16 protein-coding genes are annotated in these 17,238 nt (G+C 63.9%); 6 read left to right on the forward strand and 10 right to left on the reverse strand.

From position 1 onward, the window contains the following. Positions 1–117: 117 nt before the first annotated feature. Entirely contained in the window at positions 118–1,044 is a 927-nt protein-coding gene (locus tag GC125_RS07475; RefSeq protein WP_199864499.1) for a LysR family transcriptional regulator, read from the forward strand. Between the two features lie 12 nt (positions 1,045–1,056). Here GC125_RS07475 and GC125_RS07480 read toward each other — a convergent pair whose 3' ends face one another. Then, positions 1,057–2,469, reverse strand: a complete 1,413-nt coding sequence (locus GC125_RS07480; protein ID WP_151985063.1) for an ATP-binding protein — start codon at positions 2,467–2,469, stop codon at positions 1,057–1,059. Continuing rightward, positions 2,466–3,191: a response regulator gene (locus tag GC125_RS07485; protein ID WP_151985065.1), complete on the reverse strand. Its 726-nt coding sequence runs from the start codon at positions 3,189–3,191 to the stop codon at positions 2,466–2,468. The genes GC125_RS07480 and GC125_RS07485 overlap by 4 nt, the downstream gene beginning before the upstream one ends. A gap of 356 nt (positions 3,192–3,547) precedes the next feature. On the opposite strand from GC125_RS07485, the gene GC125_RS07490 reads away from it, so the two are divergent. The 5 genes from GC125_RS07490 to GC125_RS07510 all read left to right on the forward strand — a co-directional run bounded on the left by GC125_RS07490 (position 3,548) and on the right by GC125_RS07510 (position 9,128). Continuing rightward, a complete protein-coding gene (locus GC125_RS07490; protein ID WP_151985067.1) occupies positions 3,548–4,009 on the forward strand; it encodes a (2Fe-2S)-binding protein in 462 nt (153 codons plus the stop codon). A 9-nt stretch (positions 4,010–4,018) separates the two neighbouring features. Next, positions 4,019–6,331: a xanthine dehydrogenase family protein molybdopterin-binding subunit gene (locus GC125_RS07495; protein ID WP_151985069.1), complete on the forward strand. Its 2,313-nt coding sequence runs from the start codon at positions 4,019–4,021 to the stop codon at positions 6,329–6,331. Between the two features lie 178 nt (positions 6,332–6,509). Further along, positions 6,510–7,115 carry a DedA family protein gene (locus GC125_RS07500; RefSeq protein ID WP_199864500.1) on the forward strand — a complete coding sequence of 202 codons (606 nt, stop codon included), beginning with the start codon at positions 6,510–6,512 and terminating at the stop codon, positions 7,113–7,115. A gap of 113 nt (positions 7,116–7,228) precedes the next feature. Further along, positions 7,229–7,612, forward strand: a complete 384-nt coding sequence (locus tag GC125_RS07505) for a DUF2231 domain-containing protein (RefSeq protein WP_151985073.1) — start codon at positions 7,229–7,231, stop codon at positions 7,610–7,612. Next, positions 7,605–9,128 (forward strand): PQQ-dependent sugar dehydrogenase, encoded by a 1,524-nt coding sequence (locus tag GC125_RS07510; protein ID WP_151985075.1) that lies wholly within the window; start codon positions 7,605–7,607, stop codon positions 9,126–9,128. Before GC125_RS07505 ends, GC125_RS07510 begins: the two co-directional genes overlap by 8 nt. Before the next feature lie 47 nt (positions 9,129–9,175). On the opposite strand, the gene GC125_RS07515 is transcribed toward GC125_RS07510, so the two are convergent. From GC125_RS07515 to GC125_RS07550, 8 genes are all read right to left on the reverse strand, one after another. Further along, complete coding sequence (locus GC125_RS07515; RefSeq protein WP_151985077.1) at positions 9,176–10,189, reverse strand: SIS domain-containing protein; 1,014 nt, start codon at positions 10,187–10,189, stop codon at positions 9,176–9,178. Continuing rightward, a complete protein-coding gene (locus GC125_RS07520) occupies positions 10,186–11,160 on the reverse strand; it encodes an eIF2B alpha/beta/delta subunit family protein (protein ID WP_199864501.1) in 975 nt (324 codons plus the stop codon). The genes GC125_RS07515 and GC125_RS07520 overlap by 4 nt, the downstream gene beginning before the upstream one ends. Further along, positions 11,153–12,115: a carbohydrate kinase family protein gene (locus GC125_RS07525; RefSeq protein WP_151985081.1), complete on the reverse strand. Its 963-nt coding sequence runs from the start codon at positions 12,113–12,115 to the stop codon at positions 11,153–11,155. Before GC125_RS07525 ends, GC125_RS07520 begins: the two co-directional genes overlap by 8 nt. After that, the gene (locus GC125_RS07530; RefSeq protein WP_151985083.1) at positions 12,115–13,095 is read right to left on the reverse strand and encodes an ABC transporter permease; all 981 of its coding nucleotides are present in this window, start codon (positions 13,093–13,095) and stop codon (positions 12,115–12,117) included. The genes GC125_RS07525 and GC125_RS07530 overlap by 1 nt, the downstream gene beginning before the upstream one ends. Beyond that, on the reverse strand, positions 13,092–14,072 hold the full coding sequence (locus GC125_RS07535; RefSeq protein WP_199864502.1) for an ABC transporter permease: 981 nt from the start codon (positions 14,070–14,072) through the stop codon (positions 13,092–13,094). Before GC125_RS07535 ends, GC125_RS07530 begins: the two co-directional genes overlap by 4 nt. A 72-nt stretch (positions 14,073–14,144) precedes the next feature. Next, the gene (locus GC125_RS07540) at positions 14,145–15,131 is read right to left on the reverse strand and encodes an autoinducer 2 ABC transporter substrate-binding protein (protein ID WP_151985087.1); all 987 of its coding nucleotides are present in this window, start codon (positions 15,129–15,131) and stop codon (positions 14,145–14,147) included. Positions 15,132–15,203: 72 nt separating this feature from the next. After that, the gene (locus tag GC125_RS07545) at positions 15,204–15,944 is read right to left on the reverse strand and encodes an ATP-binding cassette domain-containing protein (RefSeq protein ID WP_286165412.1); all 741 of its coding nucleotides are present in this window, start codon (positions 15,942–15,944) and stop codon (positions 15,204–15,206) included. Positions 15,945–15,985: 41 nt separating this feature from the next. Then, positions 15,986–17,176 carry a carbohydrate kinase family protein gene (locus GC125_RS07550; RefSeq protein ID WP_151985091.1) on the reverse strand — a complete coding sequence of 397 codons (1,191 nt, stop codon included), beginning with the start codon at positions 17,174–17,176 and terminating at the stop codon, positions 15,986–15,988. Positions 17,177–17,238 lie beyond the last annotated feature (62 nt).

The raw sequence follows: 17,238 nt of genomic DNA on the forward strand, positions 1-17,238 counted from the left end.
CATCAGTGGTCGCAACGAAGCGCAAAAGGCTGCTCCGCGATTTTTGCGAGGATGACGGGTGATGGCTGCGCTGATAAGATCATCAAAGACAAGCAGGCTGATCTGAAAAACAGAGCAATGAAATCCATCCGGCTGGACCATCTCGAAACCTTCGCGATGATCGTGCGATGCGGCGGCTTCCGGGCGGCGGCAGCTGAACGCGGCGTTTCATCGTCGGTCATGAGCCAAACGATGTGTGCCTTGGAGCAAGCGCTCGGCATTCGGTTGCTGAACCGGACCACCCGCAGCATCGGCCCGACGGAAGCCGGCGAACGCCTGCTGGAAAGGCTTCGCCCGGCGCTCGATGACATCCGCCTTGCGCTCGTCGAACTGGATCAGTTGCGCGAGACGCCTTCCGGGACGCTACGCATCAACGCGCCGGCGCCAGCAGTCGATCACATCCTCTGCCCCTTGGCTTTCGAGTTCATGGACCTGCATTCCGAAGTCGACGTCGAGATCATCAGCGACGCCGCGATCATCGACATCGTCGATCAGGGTTTCGATGCCGGTGTCCGTTTCGGCCAGCAACTTGCACAGGACATGATCGCCGTGCCGCTCGGCCCAGCCTTGCGCTATGCGATCGTGGCATCTCCGGATTACCTCGCACGTTACGGAGAACCGAAATCTCCTGCCGATCTCGTCGACCACAATTGTATCCGGCGCCGCTATCCTGGCGGGCGCCTGGCGATGTGGTCGTTCGAGCGAGCTGGTGAAGCGATGGAGATTGCGCCGTCCGGGCGACTGACCCTCAGTTCAGCGCAGGGAGAGCTTCAGGCCGCGATTGCCGGGCAGGGCGTTGCCCATGTCTTCGACGATTATGCAGAAGCCGCCATCGCGGACGGCAGGCTGATCGAACTGCTGGTGGACTGGAGCCCCAAGCTGCCGAGCTGGTATCTCTACTATCCCAGCAAGCGGCACCACAGCGCAGCCATGAAGGCGTTTCTCGACTTTGTTCGCAGGTCGACGCGGACACCTGAGGCCAACGCGCCGGGCCAGGTCCGGTAATCGCGGAAAGCTCTAGCCGGGCAGAACGACTGCGGCCTGAAGACCGGGCTCGCGCGAGGACAAAATGATGTCGCCGCCATGCTGGCGAGCGATGGCACGGGCGATCGACAGGCCGAGGCCGATGCCGCCGGTCTCGCGTGAACGGGAGCTTTCCAGCCGGAAGAAGGGCGCAAACACCTCCTCGACGCTGTCGAGCGGGATGCCGGGGCCGTCATCCTCTACCAGAATCTTGACGGTCGATGCTTCGACGACAAGCCGCACTTCCGCGCCGCCGGCATAACGCACGGCGTTCTCGATGAGGTTTCGAATGACCCGCCGCAATCCTTCCGGCCGGCAGCGATAGTTCAGGCGTTCGCTGGGCAAGAAGCGCACGGGCTGGCCGAGTTCGGCGAGGTCGTCGCACACGCTTTCGACCAGAGCGCTGAGATCGATGGTCCGCGTCTGCTCTGCGCTGGTCTCCTGGCGCGCAAGCGACAGGGTGGATTCCGTCATCGCCTGCATCTCGTCGATGGTATCGAGCATCCGTTCCTGCAGTTCGGCGTCTTCGACAAGTTCAGCGCGCAGCCTGAGCGTCGTCAACGGCGTCCTCAGGTCATGACCGATGGCGGCAAGCATTCTCGTCCGGTCGGCGACGAAGCGGTGGAGCCGCTCCTGCATGCTGTTGAAGGCGATCGTCATTCGCCGGATGTCTTCCGGTCCGCTCTCACGCAGCGGTGAAACCGGCTCACCGCGCCCCAGCGTTTCCGCCGCCTGGGTGAGCTGGCGCAGAGGGCTCGCTATGCGCCTGATGGTGAGAACGCCGACGAGCGAGACGAGAATGGCCGTGAGTGTGAGAGACAGCGGCAGATGGGTTCGCCAGATCGAGGGGTTGATGGCCTTGTAGAATGCGGCGTTCAAAACCTGGCCGTCATCGAGCGGCACGATAACCCCGGCGCCGCTTCGTTTTGCGTAATCGAGATAGCGGGCCATCACCGGCAGTTCCGCCTGGCCAGCCGCAGGCATGGTCCAGGTGGCGCCGTCCAGGAAGTATTGTGCGTCGGCACTTGCCGGCAGCCGGTTGGCATTGTCGACCCTGTCCTCGTCGCTCAACATCTCGCTGAGCGGGATCTGGAACTGGGCGAATGCCTGCTGCACCCATTGATCCAAGGCGACAGGCCGTCCGTCGGAAATCCAGAAGCGGGACGTGTCGGTGCTGCTGATGCGAATGAGATCGTAGCGCAGCTCATCGGGCGCGGTCTCGACCAGCCGGGATACGGCGGCGGCGCGGTTGCTTAACTCGGCCCGCGCCGAAGCACGCAGATCGGCCTGCAGATAATCCCACATGATCACAAGCCCGATGGCCTGCGACGCGAAGAGGGCGATCAGCATCCATGACAGGAGCTGCGCGGTGAGGCTCTTTTGCCAGAAGCCGAACAGGTGCCTCATACCGCGTAAACCTCCGGCATGAAGCTGTAGCCGCCGCCGCGGTGGGTCTGGATGATCGTCGGGTTCTTGGGGTCGACCTCCACCTTGCGGCGCAGGCGGCTGATCTGGTTGTCGATCGACCTGTCGAAGGGATCGGCTTCCCGCCCGACAGTAAGGTCGAGCAACTGGTCGCGGCTTAAGACCATTCCGGGGTGTTCGACGAACACTTTCATCAAACGAAACTCAGCCGTCGACAGGGGGACGCCGACGCCGTCGTCGCTTTGCAGTTCGCGGCGCCCCAGATTGAGTATCCAGCGATCGAAGCGCATGGATCCCGTGCGCCGGGCGGCACGCTGCGGCGGCAGGCTGTTGACCCTGCGCAGCACGGCCTTGATGCGCGCCAGAAGCTCGCGGGAGGAGAAGGGCTTCACGAGATAATCGTCGGCGCCGAGTTCCAGCCCGATGACACGGTCTGTCTCTTCTGTGCGGGCCGTCAGAAAGATGATCGGGATGTCCGGACCGGACCGGGCACGCAGTTCGCGGCACAGAGTAAGGCCGTCTTCGCCGGGCATCATGATGTCGAGAACGACGAGGTCCGGTGCTCCTCTTTCCACAAGGCGGCGCAGTGCCGTGCCGTTCTCGGCCGTGCTCACCCTGTAGCCCTGTTGCTGCAGGTATTTGCCGACCAGCTCGCGGATTTCGCGATGATCATCGACGACGGCAATGTGCGGCACGTGCTCCATGGCGGGCCTCAGAGTCTGAAGGACGATTTTCTTATAGCGCCGTCATGCCCACGACGCTCGCGCGAAACTGTATCCGTTTGTAACGGCGCTGGCGCGGAGCCGGGGTGCGGGCGCCGGGGCGGATACAAATCAGTACAAACGGCGACACTGCCGGCACAGCCCCGCGACCGACGGCGCATAGCTTGCTCCTCGAAGCAGCGGTCACCCCCATCTTTGCCCCGTGGATGCGCCCGGGACACTGACCTCCGCCGCTGCTTTCGGAGGCGCGGCTGGCGCAAAGCCAGCGCGTCTCCGTCCCTGTCATCCGGCCCTGGTGGGATCTCCCATACGGGCCGCACTGCCGATGCGGAGCTGTCATGGTCGCCTTTACCGTCAACAACAGACCAGCCGATGTGGCGGTCGATCCGGACAAGCCCCTGCTTTGGGTACTTCGGGAAGATCTCGAGGTGCTCGGGCCCAAATATGGCTGCGGCATTGCCCAATGCGGCGCCTGCCGGGTGCTCGTCGACGGTGTCTCGACGCCTTCCTGCATGGTTCCGGTGGGCAGCATTGCCGGTGCGTCCATCATCACGGTGGAAGGCCTCGCCGACGAGCAGGGCAACCTGTCGCCGGTCCAGCGAGCCTGGATCGAGGAGCAGGTGCCGCAATGCGGCTTCTGTCAGCCCGGCTTCCTGATCGCAGTGACCGAACTGCTGCAGCAGAACCCCGATCCGACTGACGATGAGATCGATGCCGCAATCACCAATATCTGCCGCTGCGGAACCTATCCGCGCATCCGGCGCGCCATCCATCGCGCAGCCGCACTGGCACGAGACTGAGGAGCCGACATGCCACGCTTCCTATCCAGACGCGCGTTTCTCCTGACCGGAGCCGCCGCTGGCGGTACAGCTCTTGTCGCCGCCGTAGGCGGGATCGGCTATCTGTCGACCGTCGATGTCGACGGCCTGCATGGTGGCTCAGTGGAGGGCGAAAGCGCGACCTTGAACGCCTTCGTCGTACTCCATGCCGACGGAAGCGTCGTCATCAACGTGCCGCGGACCGAGATGGGGCAGGGTATCCACACCGGCCTCGCAATGGTCGTGGCGGAGGAGATGGACCTGCCGTTCGACGAGCGCATCCGGGTCGAGTTTCCAACAGAAGCCCATCCTGCCTACTCCACATGGTTCAACGTGCTGCAAATTCGACCGGAAGAAGCGTCCGGTCCGGTGGTCTGGCTCGGACGCCGGGTGCTCGGGCAGATGGGCTTCATCGCCACCGGAGCATCCGGGTCGACCATGGGGTTGTGGCATCCGATGCGTGTTGCGGGTGCGGCAGCGCGCGACATGCTGGTTTCTGCCGCCGCGGCGCGGCTGGGAGTGCCGGTGGGCGAACTCGTCACGCGGGAGGGCATGGTCCACCACGACGCGACCGGGCAGAGCCTTGCCTATGGCGATCTCGCCCAGGCTGCGGCACTGTTGTCTCCTCCCGACGATCCGGTGCTCAAGCCGCGCAGCGAATGGCGTCTGATCGGCCGGTCACAACGGCGCGTGGACATTCCGGCCAAGGTGCGCGGCGAGCCCGTTTTCGGCATGGACGTGGTCCTGCCGGGCATGCTGCACGCATCGATGCGCCACGCGCCGGTTTTCGGGGCCGGCGTTGCCCGCATCAACAATGAAGCTGCGGTGCGTGCCGCATCCGGCGTCGTAGATGTGGCGGTGATCGACGGGCGTCATGTGGCGGTCGTCGCCGGATCTTGGTGGCAGGCCGAACAGGCGGCGTGGCTTCTGGATATCGAGTGGGCGAGCACCGACGCCGATCGCGAAGACAGCGCAACCCTTGCCACGCGGCTGCAGGCGGCGCTTTCGTCCGAGGAACCGCACGGCCATATCGATGATGGCGATGCCGCAGCAGCAATAGCCGAGCCCGGCGCTGCCGTGATCGAGGCCGATTACTCCGTGCCTTTCGTGACCCATGCCTGCATGGAATCCATGAACGCCACTGCGATCCTGCATGACAGTGGCATGGCGGAAGTCTGGGCGCCCTCGCAGAACCGCGTGACCATGCGGTCTGGTGTGTCGCGCGGGATGGGTTGGGCAGACGTCAGCTTCGACGACCTGACCCTGCACATCACGATGAATGGCGGCGCCTTCGGCCGGCGCAGCGACCAGGACGTGATCGCCGAGGCCTGTTTCCTGGCCGCACGCCACAGGGGCCGCGCGGTGAAGGTGATGTGGTCGCGCGAAGAGGATATCGGCCGTGGCCTCTATCGCAGCCAGGCCGCCGCCCGCCTTCGCGCAGCGCTCGGACCTGACGGGTTGCCGGTTGCCTACGACGCGCTCGTCGCCTCACAGTCGATCTTGAACGCCATGGGCAGCCGCAACCTGCCAATCGCTCCGGGCCCCGACGGCGACTATCTTACCACCGAGGGGCTGGACAAGCGGCATTACGCCATCCCCAGCAGACGCACGCGCACCCAGCACGTTCCCTCCCACATGCCCATCCACTTCTGGCGCTCCAACGGGTTCTCCTTCAACACCTTCTTCACCGAGAGCTTCATCGATGAATGCGCGCTCGCCGCAGGGGCCGATCCGCTCGCCTATCGGCAGGCCATGCTTCGTGACAGCCCGCGCCATCTCGCTGTCCTCGATCGCGTTGCCGAGATGTCTAACTGGGGAGCACCCATGGCGCCCGGTCGCGGCCGCGGCATCGCCATCGAAGAGTGCTATCGCAGCGTCGTCGCCCAGGTCGCGGAAGTCACGGTCGCCGAAGATGGAGCCTTGCGCGTCGATCGCATCTTCTGTGCGGTCGATGTGGGCCTCGTCATCAACCCGGACCAGGTCGTTGCTCAAATGGAAGGCGGCGCACTTTTCGGCGTGACGAGTGCCTTGATGAGCGCGGTTACCGTGCAGAACGGCGCCGTGATGAATACGAACTTTCACGATTTCCCCATGCAGCGCCTGGCCGACGCGCCGGAGGTGAGCGTGGAGATCGTCGACAGCGATCTGCCGCCTGGAGGCGCAGGCGAGCCGGGCATCGTGCCCACCGCTGCCGCGATCGCCAACGCGATCTTCGCCGCAACCGGCCAACGCCTGCGATCGCTGCCGCTGGCAATCACCGAGACAGTCGGCGAACGCCGGACGCGGTCGGTTCTTCAGAGCTGACCAACGCCACCCCTACCGGACCGAGGTGCCCTCGCGCCCGGTCTGGCCCGAACGAGATCGCCAAAATGTGCCCCCCTAGCCCCGCTGGCGATCTCTGCGGCCACCGAAGTCCTCTCACCGAGAGCTTCGGTGGCCAGATTTCCAAAGACCCACTCTCGACGCCATGAAGGACAAGCCGATGGATCTGGATATTGCCACCTCTCTCCTGGCGTGGGCGAGCGCCTACGGGCTGTTCGGCGTCTTCATGATCGGCATGGCCGAGCGCTTCGTGCCGATCTTGCCGTCGACCGGCTTTCTTCTGGCGATCGGCGTCGGTGCATCGAGCGGGGCCTGGTCACTGCCGTCTGCAATTCTGGCCAGCACGGTCGGCAGTCTGATCGGCTGTGCGGCCTGGTACTTCGCGGCGAGGGGGATGGGGGATGTGCGCTCGACCCGTATTCTGGCCCGCGCGGGTCGCCTGTTCGGACTATCATCCGAACGTGTGATGACGGGCACGGATGTCTTGCAGCGAAAAAGCACGGCTCTTGCGTTCTCATCGCAGCTTCTGCCCACGGTTCGGCTTTTCTCTCCCGCATTTGCCGCCATCATCGGCACGAACTGGCGCCCATTCCTGACGGCATCAGCCGCAGGGATACTGGTGTGGAACGCCGTGTTCATCCTGGCCGGCTACAAGGCCTCCTACTGGATGAACCCAGCCGATACGATGCTGGTCTCGATCGCCATTTACGGCGCGTTGTCGATCGGCGGTCTCGGCTGGGTCTGGATGCGCCGGCCCGCCATATGAAATGGTCCCCCTGATCTCACTGCAAATAATCCCGGCCGGTTCCCGAAACATAGGGAACCTACGTGGCTCGCGGGAGTAGTGTCGGTAGCGAGGTCGAGAGGGCTTATTCAGACATGGCGAACGCTGTTCACTACATCCTGCGGTCAGTGCCACTGACGTGTTTCACCTTGGCGCTGATTTCCGATGTCGCCTATTTGCAGACGTCCAACCTGCTCTGGTTGCATTTTTCGGAATGGCTGCTCTTGGCCGGCGTGGTCTTTACAGGTCTGGCGCTTCTGGCGCTGCCTGTCGACCTGATGGTTCGCCATGTGCGTCCAAGTTGGTGGGCCGTTTTCGCCGGCGTGGTGGTGCTCGTGCTCGCCATCATCAACAATCTGATTCACACGGCCGATGGCTGGACTGCCGTGATGCCTTGGGGTGTCGGACTTTCCGCCGCCACGGTGCTCGCCATGATCGTTACCGGCTTTCTCGCAAGCAAGGGAGAGCGTCATGTTTAAGGTCCGCACTTCGTTTCTTCTCGCCGTATCCGCCCTTGCATTGACCGCCTGCGGCCAAAGCGAGTTCGACACCTCCACCCAGATCGGGCCTGACCCCTTTCTGCCGGAGCCGGAATTCTACAACATTGTGCCCGATCTCAAGGTCGCCGGCGTCGTTGGCTGGCAGGAAGGCGAGACGCCGACTGTGCCCGAGGGGCTGACGATCACGGCCTATGCGCAGGACCTCGTCAATCCGCGAACCGTGCACACCCTGCCCAATGGCGACGTGCTGGTGGTCCAGTCCAAGGCGCCGCCCGGCAAGCCGCTCAACCGACCCAAAGATATCATCCGCGATTGGATCATGGCGCTTGCCGCAGGCGGCGGTGGCGGCGGAGAACCGCCCGCAACCAATCTGATCACCCTCCTGCAGGACACCGATCGCGACGGCGTGGTGGACGAACGCAGTGATCTGCTGACCGATCTCACGTCGCCCTTCGGCGTTGCATGGTACGAGGACACGCTTTATGTCGCCGCCGCCGATGCGGTGCTGGCCTACCCCTACGCGCTGGGTGATACGGAAATCACGGGAGAGCCGCGCGTTCTCACGCCTTTGCCAGGCGGGCCGATCAACCACCACTGGACCAAGGATCTGGCTCTGAGCCCCGATGGGCGATATCTCTATGCCTCGGTCGGCTCGAACTCCAATGCCGGTGAACGCGGCATGGAGGCCGAAAAAGGGCGTGCCGCCATCTGGCAGATCGATCGCGAAACCGGCGCGTCGCGCGTGTTCGCTTCGGGGTTACGCAACCCCAACGGTCTCAATTTTCATCCGGACACCGACGCTCTTTGGACCGTTGTCAATGAGCGCGACGAACTCGGACCCAACCTCGTACCCGACTACATGACTTCGGTGCAGGAGAACGGCTTCTATGGCTGGCCCTACAGTTACTACGGTCAGCATGTCGACGAGCGTGTGCATCCGCCACGTCCCGATCTGGTGGAAACGGCGATCAGTCCCGACTATGCCCTTTCAAGTCATGTCGCAGCTCTGGGTTTGGCGTTCACCGACGACTCCGCCATGCCCGAAGCGTATGCGAGCGGTGCGTTTATCGGAAATCGCGGCAGTTGGAATCGAGACCAGTTCAACGGCTATAAGGTCGTCTACGTGCCTTTCACGGATGGCAGCCCCTCCGGTGTGGCAGTCGATGTCGTCACCGATTTCCTGAACGGAGAAGAGGCGCGTGGCCGCCCCGTGGGCCTCGCCATGGATGGCACCGGCGCCTTGCTGATCGCCGATGACGCGGGGAACACCGTGTGGCGCGTCGCTGCGGCCGATGGAACGATCGTTCCTGAACCCATTCCATCGGATCGTGTGACCGCACTCGATCAGGGAACCGTATCCGGAGAAACCGCGCCCGAAGCATCAGCAGGCGATGACATCGCGGACGATATCGCTCCGGCGACTGGTGAAGAAAGTCCTCCGCAAACCGACATAGCGCCGGCGATCGGGCCCGAGGATGGTGCAGCCGCCGAGTGATCGGAGCAGGTTCGACGTCCGTCGGTACCCGCGGCCATACTGTCAGCTCAGAATGACATAGCCTGCCTTTGAGCCTCGGAATGGGCGGCGGCATTGTCGCGTCCGGCGCGGGGTTCCTCGAGCCGGAGCGCCAGTTGATCGGCGATGGCGAGGCAGAGCAATTGCATGGTGAACGTCTGGGCAAGGAGCCGGCGGAAAGCTCCTGCCGGGCTTGGGTCTTCGTCGGTCTCTCTGACGAGGTGGGTCCGGCAGATTCCACTGAAGGCTTCCGCCACCGTCCGCGCACGCGGTTCAGCCGCATTGGTGGAGGCGAGCGCGATCAGCGTGTCATCTGGCTCGAGCATGAAGTTCATGCCGTGGATGAAATTCTCGGTCTCGGCGGATACTGCCAGCAGGCCGCCGGCTTCGTGGAATTTGGCGGCGGCGTAATTGGCCGTGCCGAGATCACAACCGGCACCGAGAAGAACGAGCTTGCCGGACGGGTCGAATGTTGCAGCAAGCCCGCGTGCACGCTCCTCGGATGTGGCAAGACGCTGCTGAAGATCGCTGGCATCGCATGAGAAAACGTTACGGTCTAGCCCGGCCAGCCCACGCGCGATTTCGGCCAACGCCAGCAGGGTGACGGCATAATCCAGCGAATGCGGCGTCTTGCGCGACAGCGGCGCGAAGGGCAGCACGATCGTCTGGCTCGCTGCGGCGGCGAGCGCGCTTTCGCCGTTGCAGGTGATGGCGACCACCTCGGCGCCGACCGCGCGGGCGGCGTTTGCGGCCTCCACTGTGCGCTTTGTGCCTCCGGATATGGAGGACAAAAGCACGGTGTCTGTCTCCTTCAATGTCGTAAAGGCGGCGATCTCCATCGATGTCTTGGCTTCGACGTCCACACCAAGCGCGCGGAACACATCCTGCAGCGCCTGGGGCGCAAACGCTGAATCGCCGCAGCCGCCAGCCATGACGCGCCCGGTGGCTCGCGGCAGCCGATCGGCCGCTTCCGCGAGCTGAGGCTGAAGCTCGGGCAGGAGGGTCGCCTGCGCCTCGATCTCGCGTCGCATCATCTCGTTCATGGGCGTTCTCCCAAGCTGAATTTCTCACGGCCGAGCGCCCAGATCGCCGACGGAGGCACGATGCCGTATTCCGTGATCAATCCGGTCGTCAGGTTCGGCGGAATGACCTCCAACTCGGGAGCCGATGTGTCGACGTCCTCGATGCCGGATATCTCCAGCCCGGCCTTCAGCATCTTGTCATAGGTCCTGATCGCCGGTTCCGGCCGGTGGCCACCATAGCTGCGGCGGTCGAGCTTCATGAGATCCGTCGCGCCATAGATTTCGACCCCCATCGGGGCCGCCAACCGCGCGATCATGCGGCTGCCGATGGTGTTGAGGAAGCTGCCATCCGCGCGCAGCGTTTCCACGCCGAACAGTGCCGCATCACACACCGCAAGCCCGTGCTCGATCGCCGCATCGGGGATGAAGCGCGCGTTGATGCCCGCCGGCAGAAACTCTTCCAGATAGCGTGCACCGCCGGCGATCGCCCGGCTTTCTGGCACCACCACGAGAAACTCGGGCCGTGTTTTCGCGATCTCGATGACGATGGCCGCCACGGTGCTGGAATAGTCGAATGCCATGACGCCGCGCGTTTGCGACAGATGGCGGACGCCCGCCTCGACGAGCGCGGATTTGCGCGAAGCCGCAGCCTTGCTCCAGTCCTCGATGCGGGCCCGCAATGTCGCGCCCTGTTGGTCTGCCGGCAGGCTTTCGAGGCCGGCAAGCAGCAGGTCGAGGCTGTTGCCGATCACGGGCGTGTCGTGCCCACGGGTGCGCGCGATGAAGGCGGCAGCGCGCCGGGCGCGTTCCACGCCGTCGGGCCCGGATCCGATCAGATGCAGGATAAGCTGGTTGCCCAGTTCGACGTGACGGCTTGCACCCAACACGCCTTCGTCGACGATCTGCCAGAGGAAATGCATCGTCTTTTCGTCCGGCGGGGCGAGACCAAGCGCTTCCAGTTCGCGGGCATGGTCGAAGCGACGTTCAGGCATGCAAATCTCCCGTGGCCGGAAGGATGTCTTTATCCGGCAGTCTTTCCCTGTGCCGAGCGATGAAGGCATCGACGTCTGGCCTGCGCGGCATCGCAGTTTGGGCGCCGATGCCGGTCGTGGCGAGTGCTGCGGCGCCGTTGGCCACGATCATCGCGTCTTGCGGCCGAAGGCCCTCAATCCGGGCGGCCAGGTAGGCGCCAGCGAAGCAGTCACCGGCGCCGGTGGTGTCGAGCGCATCGACTGCGAAGCCCGGCTGCTCCAACCGGTCTTCCCCGAACAAACGCCGGCATCCCGAGGCGCCGAGCGTCACGAGGATTTCCCCGTCGTCGTGGAGATGCGCAGGGAGAAGCACTTCGCCCAAAGCGGAGGCCGCCATCGCATAGGCTTCGGCATTGAGGAACAGGGTGTCGATCAGAGGCAAGATCGATCGCAGGAGTTTCGGATTGCGTGCGATGTCCGGCGGCTCGAGATCGAGCGATGTGGTGATGCCATTGGCGCGCGCCATGGTCAGCGCTTGGTGGGCCAGTTCGGGTCGGCCGAATGTCAAATGCACATGGCGCACGCCCTCGAAGGCATCGTCCTTGAGTTCGTGGGCATAAGGCAGATAGGCGTCGGTCTCGAGCTTGATGAGCGATTTCTCACCGGACGGCGAAATCAGCACCACGCACATGAAAGTGTTGGTGTCATTGCGGTAGATCAGGTGGTCGACATCCACGCCGTCGGTCTGGATTTTTTCGACCGCGAAACTGCCTGAGGCATCGCTGCCGACAGCGGCGACGAGCCGTGACTTGAGCCCCAGACGAGCGACCGCGACCGCGCAATTGGCCGACATGCCGCCCGGCATCTGTCCATGGTTTTCGCCAGCAATCTTCTGGTCGAAGCCCGGGATCGCTGGCACGGAAATGAACATGTCCACATCGAGATCGCCGATGCAGAGAACATCGATGGCACGCATCAGGATTTGGCGCCTTTCGTGCGGCGCCGCTCGGAGAGGCGGGAGACAGAGACGATGAGCAGGACGCCGATCAGGCCGAGCTGCCAGGCGGCTGAGATATTGGCGAGCTGCAGTCCGATCTGCAGCGTCGTGACGATCAGGATGGCGACGATGGTACCGGGCACGCCGCCCATGCCGCCGAAGATGTGGGTGCCGCCGAGAACGGCGATGGTGACGGCCAGGAGTTCCATGCCGCGGCCGGCGTCTGGCCTGGCAGCAAGGAACCATGACATGGAGATGATGCTGCCGAGTGCCGCCAGCGTGCCGGAGAGCGCATAAAGACCGATGCGCAGGCGCACAACGTTGAGGCCGGAAAGATGGGCCGCGCGATCGTCATTGCCACAGGCCACGATATGCCGCCCGATCGTGGTGCGCGTCAGCATGACGTGCAGGATCACGGCGACCGGCAGAAGCACGAAGAGGAATGCGTTCGGCAGGCCGAATGTGCGGCCCTGACCGAGCCAGGCGAATTCGGGCGGAAAGCCACCGATCGGCCGGCCGGCGGTCGTTGCAAGCGCGAGCCCGCCGAAGGCGAACATCGTTGCAAGCGTCGCCATCAGCGATGGGATCCGCAGGACGTTGACGAGGAAGCCGTTGATGAAACCGAGTGCGGTGCCGAGAAGAAGGCCGATGGCGGAAGCAACCCAAATGTCGACGCCCATCGTGAACAGCCCGCCGACGGCGACGCCGACCAGCGAGACGATGGAGCCAACCGACAGATCGATGCCCGGGCCGCCAGCGAGGATCACGAGGGTCTGCCCGAGCCCGAGAAGGCCGAGGATCGGCACGTATTGCAGGAGATAGGGGACCGTGCTCGCCCGGAAGAAATACGGGGAGAGCACGGCCATCGCGGCGATCGCCACGAGCCAGAGCGCAAGGAGGAGGATCAGGCGCGCCCTGAGAGGATCGTTGACGGCAAGAACGGTGGGGCGTCCGGTCATAGGGCCCTCGGATTGTTGCGGTTGCGCAGCGCATCGGCGGTCAGCACGACGATGAGCAGCGAACCGATGATCACGGTTTCCCAGAGCGAGGAGACGCCCGTCAGCACGAGGCCGTTCTGCATGATGCGGATGAAGGCGACGCCGAGCAGCGTGCCGAGCAGGCTGCCTACGCCGCCACGAATATTCGTGCCGCCGAGGATCGTTGCGGCGATCGCCTCCAGCGCGATGGTCGTGCCGATGTTGATCTCGACATTGCGCAGGCGCGCGACATAGAGCAGCGCTGCGACACCGGCGAGAAAGCCGAGAAGCGCGTAGGTCATGATCTTGGTGCGGTCGACATTGATGCCAACGAGACGGGCCGACTGCTCGTTGCAGCCGATTGCATAGATGTGGTTGCCGAAGGGCAGCTTGCGCAGGATGATCCAGGCAATGAGGTAGACGACGGCGATGACCAGCGCGGATGCCGGCACGACGCCGACCCAGCCGTTGACGAGCGGCGACAGTGTGCCCGGCAGACCCGAGATCCACGCCCCGCCGATCACGATGAACATGATGGCTGAGAAGATGTACATCGAGCCAAGCGTCGCGATGATCGGTGGCACTTTCAGCTTGGCGGTGACGAAGCCGTTGAAGGCGCCGAGCGCCGTCCCTGCCATCAACCCGAGCGGCGTGACGATATAGACCGGCAGACCGGCCTGATAGGCCTTGCCGATCACGATCGCCGAAACCGCAACGATGCCCCCGACGCTGACGTCGATGCCGCCCATGATGATGACGAGCGTCATGCCCGCCGAGACGATGGAGAGCTCCAACCCGGCGCGCATGGTCTGCACGAGGTTGTTGACCGTCAGGAAATAGGGCGAGGCGGTCGCGAACACGACGCTGACCACGACGATCGCCGCGAGCAGCGCGAGCTCGCGGGATGCCGTCGGCGAAACGAGGCGCAGTGCAGGGCGGGTGTCACCCACGGAAGCCATGATCAATCCTTCGAAGCGCCCGGCCGCCATCCGGTGGCGATGGCGGCGCGGGCGTGCTGCTGCAGGCGGTTCTTAGAAGTCGAACTGCTCGATGTTCTCCTTGGTGAAGACCATCGGGTCGCCAAGCAGCAGGATCTTTTCGTCTTCCAGCCAACGGACGTTGGCTTCCAGTCCCTCGACCGAAGGCTCGGCCTCGAAGGCGACGCCATCGGCGACCTGCTTGCCTGCCCAGACGGTGAGGTAACCGAGGTCGGCCGGGTTCCACAGAACCGAGTAGGTCATCGCGTCGCTGAAGACGTAATCCTTCACGGTGTTCGGCGAGCAGAAGCCGGCAGTGACGATCTGACCCTGGCGGCCGGCCGCCTCCACTGCCTGGCCGATGCCGGGGCAGGTGGTGGACGCAATGCCGATGATGCCGGCGAGATCGGGATTGCGCGTCATCGCGTCGGTCGCGAACTGGAAGGCACGCGAGGCGGTGCCGTCGGTGTGGTCGACCGAGACGATCTCGAGATCCGGATATTCGCTTTCCGCGCGTTCCTGGATCGCAGCGATCCAGGCATTCAGGCTGGCGATGGTCGGAGCGTCGGAGATGATCGCGATCTTGGCATCCGGACCAGTGCGCTCGACCATTTTGTCGAGGATCGTGTAGCCGAGATCCTGGTCCATGGCCTGGGCGACGTAGAATTCGCGCTCGCTGCCGGCGGCATCGGCGTCCGACGTGATCACGTGAATGCCTTGCGCGCGGGCGCTGGCGATCGCGGGCTTCAGGGTCTCGACATCGACCGGAGAGACGCCGACCACGTTGACGCCCTGGCTGACGAAGCTTTCGAAGATTCGCAGCTGGTCAGCAGCGTTCGTGCTGGTCGGCCCCTGCTGGATGTACTCCACACCGAACGCTTCGGCGGCGCGGTTCGCGCCTTCTTCCATGGCGACGTAGTAAGGGATGCCCTGGATCTGCGGTACGAATGCAACGCGCACGGTGTCCTGCGAGAGGGCAGCGCCGACGATCGCGCTGGTGGCAAGCAGGCCGAGTGCGGCACTTTTCAGAATGCTCTTCATGTCGATGTTCCCTTGGTTCTGGTTATGCCTTCACGGATCTTTTTGAGGCCGTCCGCTGGCCTTTTCGCGCCGTCACGATGCGGCGGCGCGCACCTCATGGGCCCCGGTGATGAGACCTATGATTTCCTGTGGCGTCGTCTTCGCCGTCTCCCGAACCGCGATGCAGCGCCCGTGGCGCATGACCGAGATGCGGTCGGAGACTTCGAAGACGTCCTGAATGTTGTGGGAGATGAGGACGACCGATTTGCCTTGGGCCCGGAGGTTCTTGATGAATTCCAGAACCTTGCGCACCTCCGCAACGGCGAGGGCAGCCGTCGGCTCGTCCATGATGATCAGGCGGGCGTCCATGTTGAGCGCGCGCGCGATCGCCACGCCTTGGCGCTGGCCGCCAGACATGGATTCCACCCATGAATCGATGCTCGGCACATGGACATCGAGCTGGCTCAGCAACTCGCTGGTGCGCTTGCGCATCGCCTGCCGGTCGAGAAACGGAATGCCGAGAACGGGCTTCCTGATCTCGCGGCCGAGGAAGATGTTGTCGACGACCGTCATCTTCCCGGCGAGCGCCAGCTCTTGGTAGATCGTCGCGATCCCGCTCGCCCAAGCTTCCTGCGGGGAACGGAAGTGGACGAGCTTGCCTTCCATCTCGATCGTGCCTTCGTCGGGTACGTGTGCGCCCGACATCGTCTTGATGAGCGTCGATTTGCCTGCGCCATTGTCGCCGACGAGCGCCATGACTTCGCCTTTGGCCACACTGAAATCGACGCGGTCGAGAGCGACGAGGCCGCCGAAGCGCTTCACGATGCCGGACATTCTAAAAACCATGGATCGACCTTTTTATGCGGATGGCCATGTCATGAAGCCTGCCGAAGTTCGTGTTCTTTGAGGGATTCAATGAGTTCTTCATGGGTCGCCGTGCGGCCCTGCGCACCTTCCGTCGTGACGGTGAGGCTTGCGCTGGCAGCGGCATATTGTGCCGCCTCCCGAAGGCTGGCGCCGTTCAGGTGATAGGCGAGGAACGAGCCCGCGAAACTGTCGCCAGCCCCAGTCGCATCGATCGGTCGAACCGGCAGGGCTGCGACCGCGAAGGGTGGCTCGCCGCTCGCCGGGAAAACGATGGCGCCCATCGGACCGAGCGTGAGGACAAGCGTGCCTCGCTTTTCGAGCCGTGCCAGCCGCACATCGATGGCGTCGATGAGATCTTGCCCGGACACCCGGATGTCGAAAATTTCGCGAAGCATCGCGTCGCCGATGAAGACGACATCGAGCTCACCGATCAGGTCCTGGAACCCCGCCTGGGTCCGGGCTGCGCTCGGCAGTCCGGCGCTGTGAAGGGTCACCAACCAGCCCGCCTCGTGAAACCGGCCGATCGATCCGCGCATGCGGTCGAGATGGTAGCCTTCGATATGCAGGCAGGACGTTCGGTCTTCGCGATCCAGTTCGAAATGGTCCGTCAGGTCCATTTCGGACAATTCGAAAGGCTCGTTGACGATGGTGCGGCTGCCGTTCGGTTCGATGAACACGATACAGCGCGACAGGCGATTATTGGCAGGCCTGCGAATGGCGACTGCATGGACACCCTTGGCAGCGAGTTCGACGATTGCCCATTCACTGTCGGGATCGTCGCCAAGCGCCGTGGCCAGTTCGACGTCCAGGCCGAACGTTCCATTGGCACCGATGCCGGCGGCGGCGACGGCGAGGTTCGCGGCGGGACCGCCCAGTCCCTTTTCGATGTGGTGGGCCGTCACGCGGTCGTCGCGATGCGGCAGCACATCGACCCGGCACATGTAGTCGACGCTCGTATAGCCGACGACGATGAGCCGCGGCATGGCCGACCGGTCACCCTCTCGCCCCCCGGAGAAGCCGGTCGACAGTGCCCGGGCGAACGTGCTCGGACGGTAGGCGAGCCGGCGGATGGCGCCGTCGATCCTAAGCTTCGTCGCCGGCCGCACATTGGCGGTGCCGTTGAGGTAATTCGACACCGTCCCAACCGAGACGCCAGCCTCGCGGGCAACATCAGAAATGGTCGGGCGAGCGCGTTTCATCCGGTCTCTCAATTTGAAGCGCTTCAAATTTGAACAGGATTAAGTGGTTTTGCAAGCTCGAA

Origin of the sequence: Rhizobium sp. EC-SD404, assembly GCF_902498825.1 — a bacterium.
Taxonomy (GTDB): domain Bacteria; phylum Pseudomonadota; class Alphaproteobacteria; order Rhizobiales; family Rhizobiaceae; genus Georhizobium.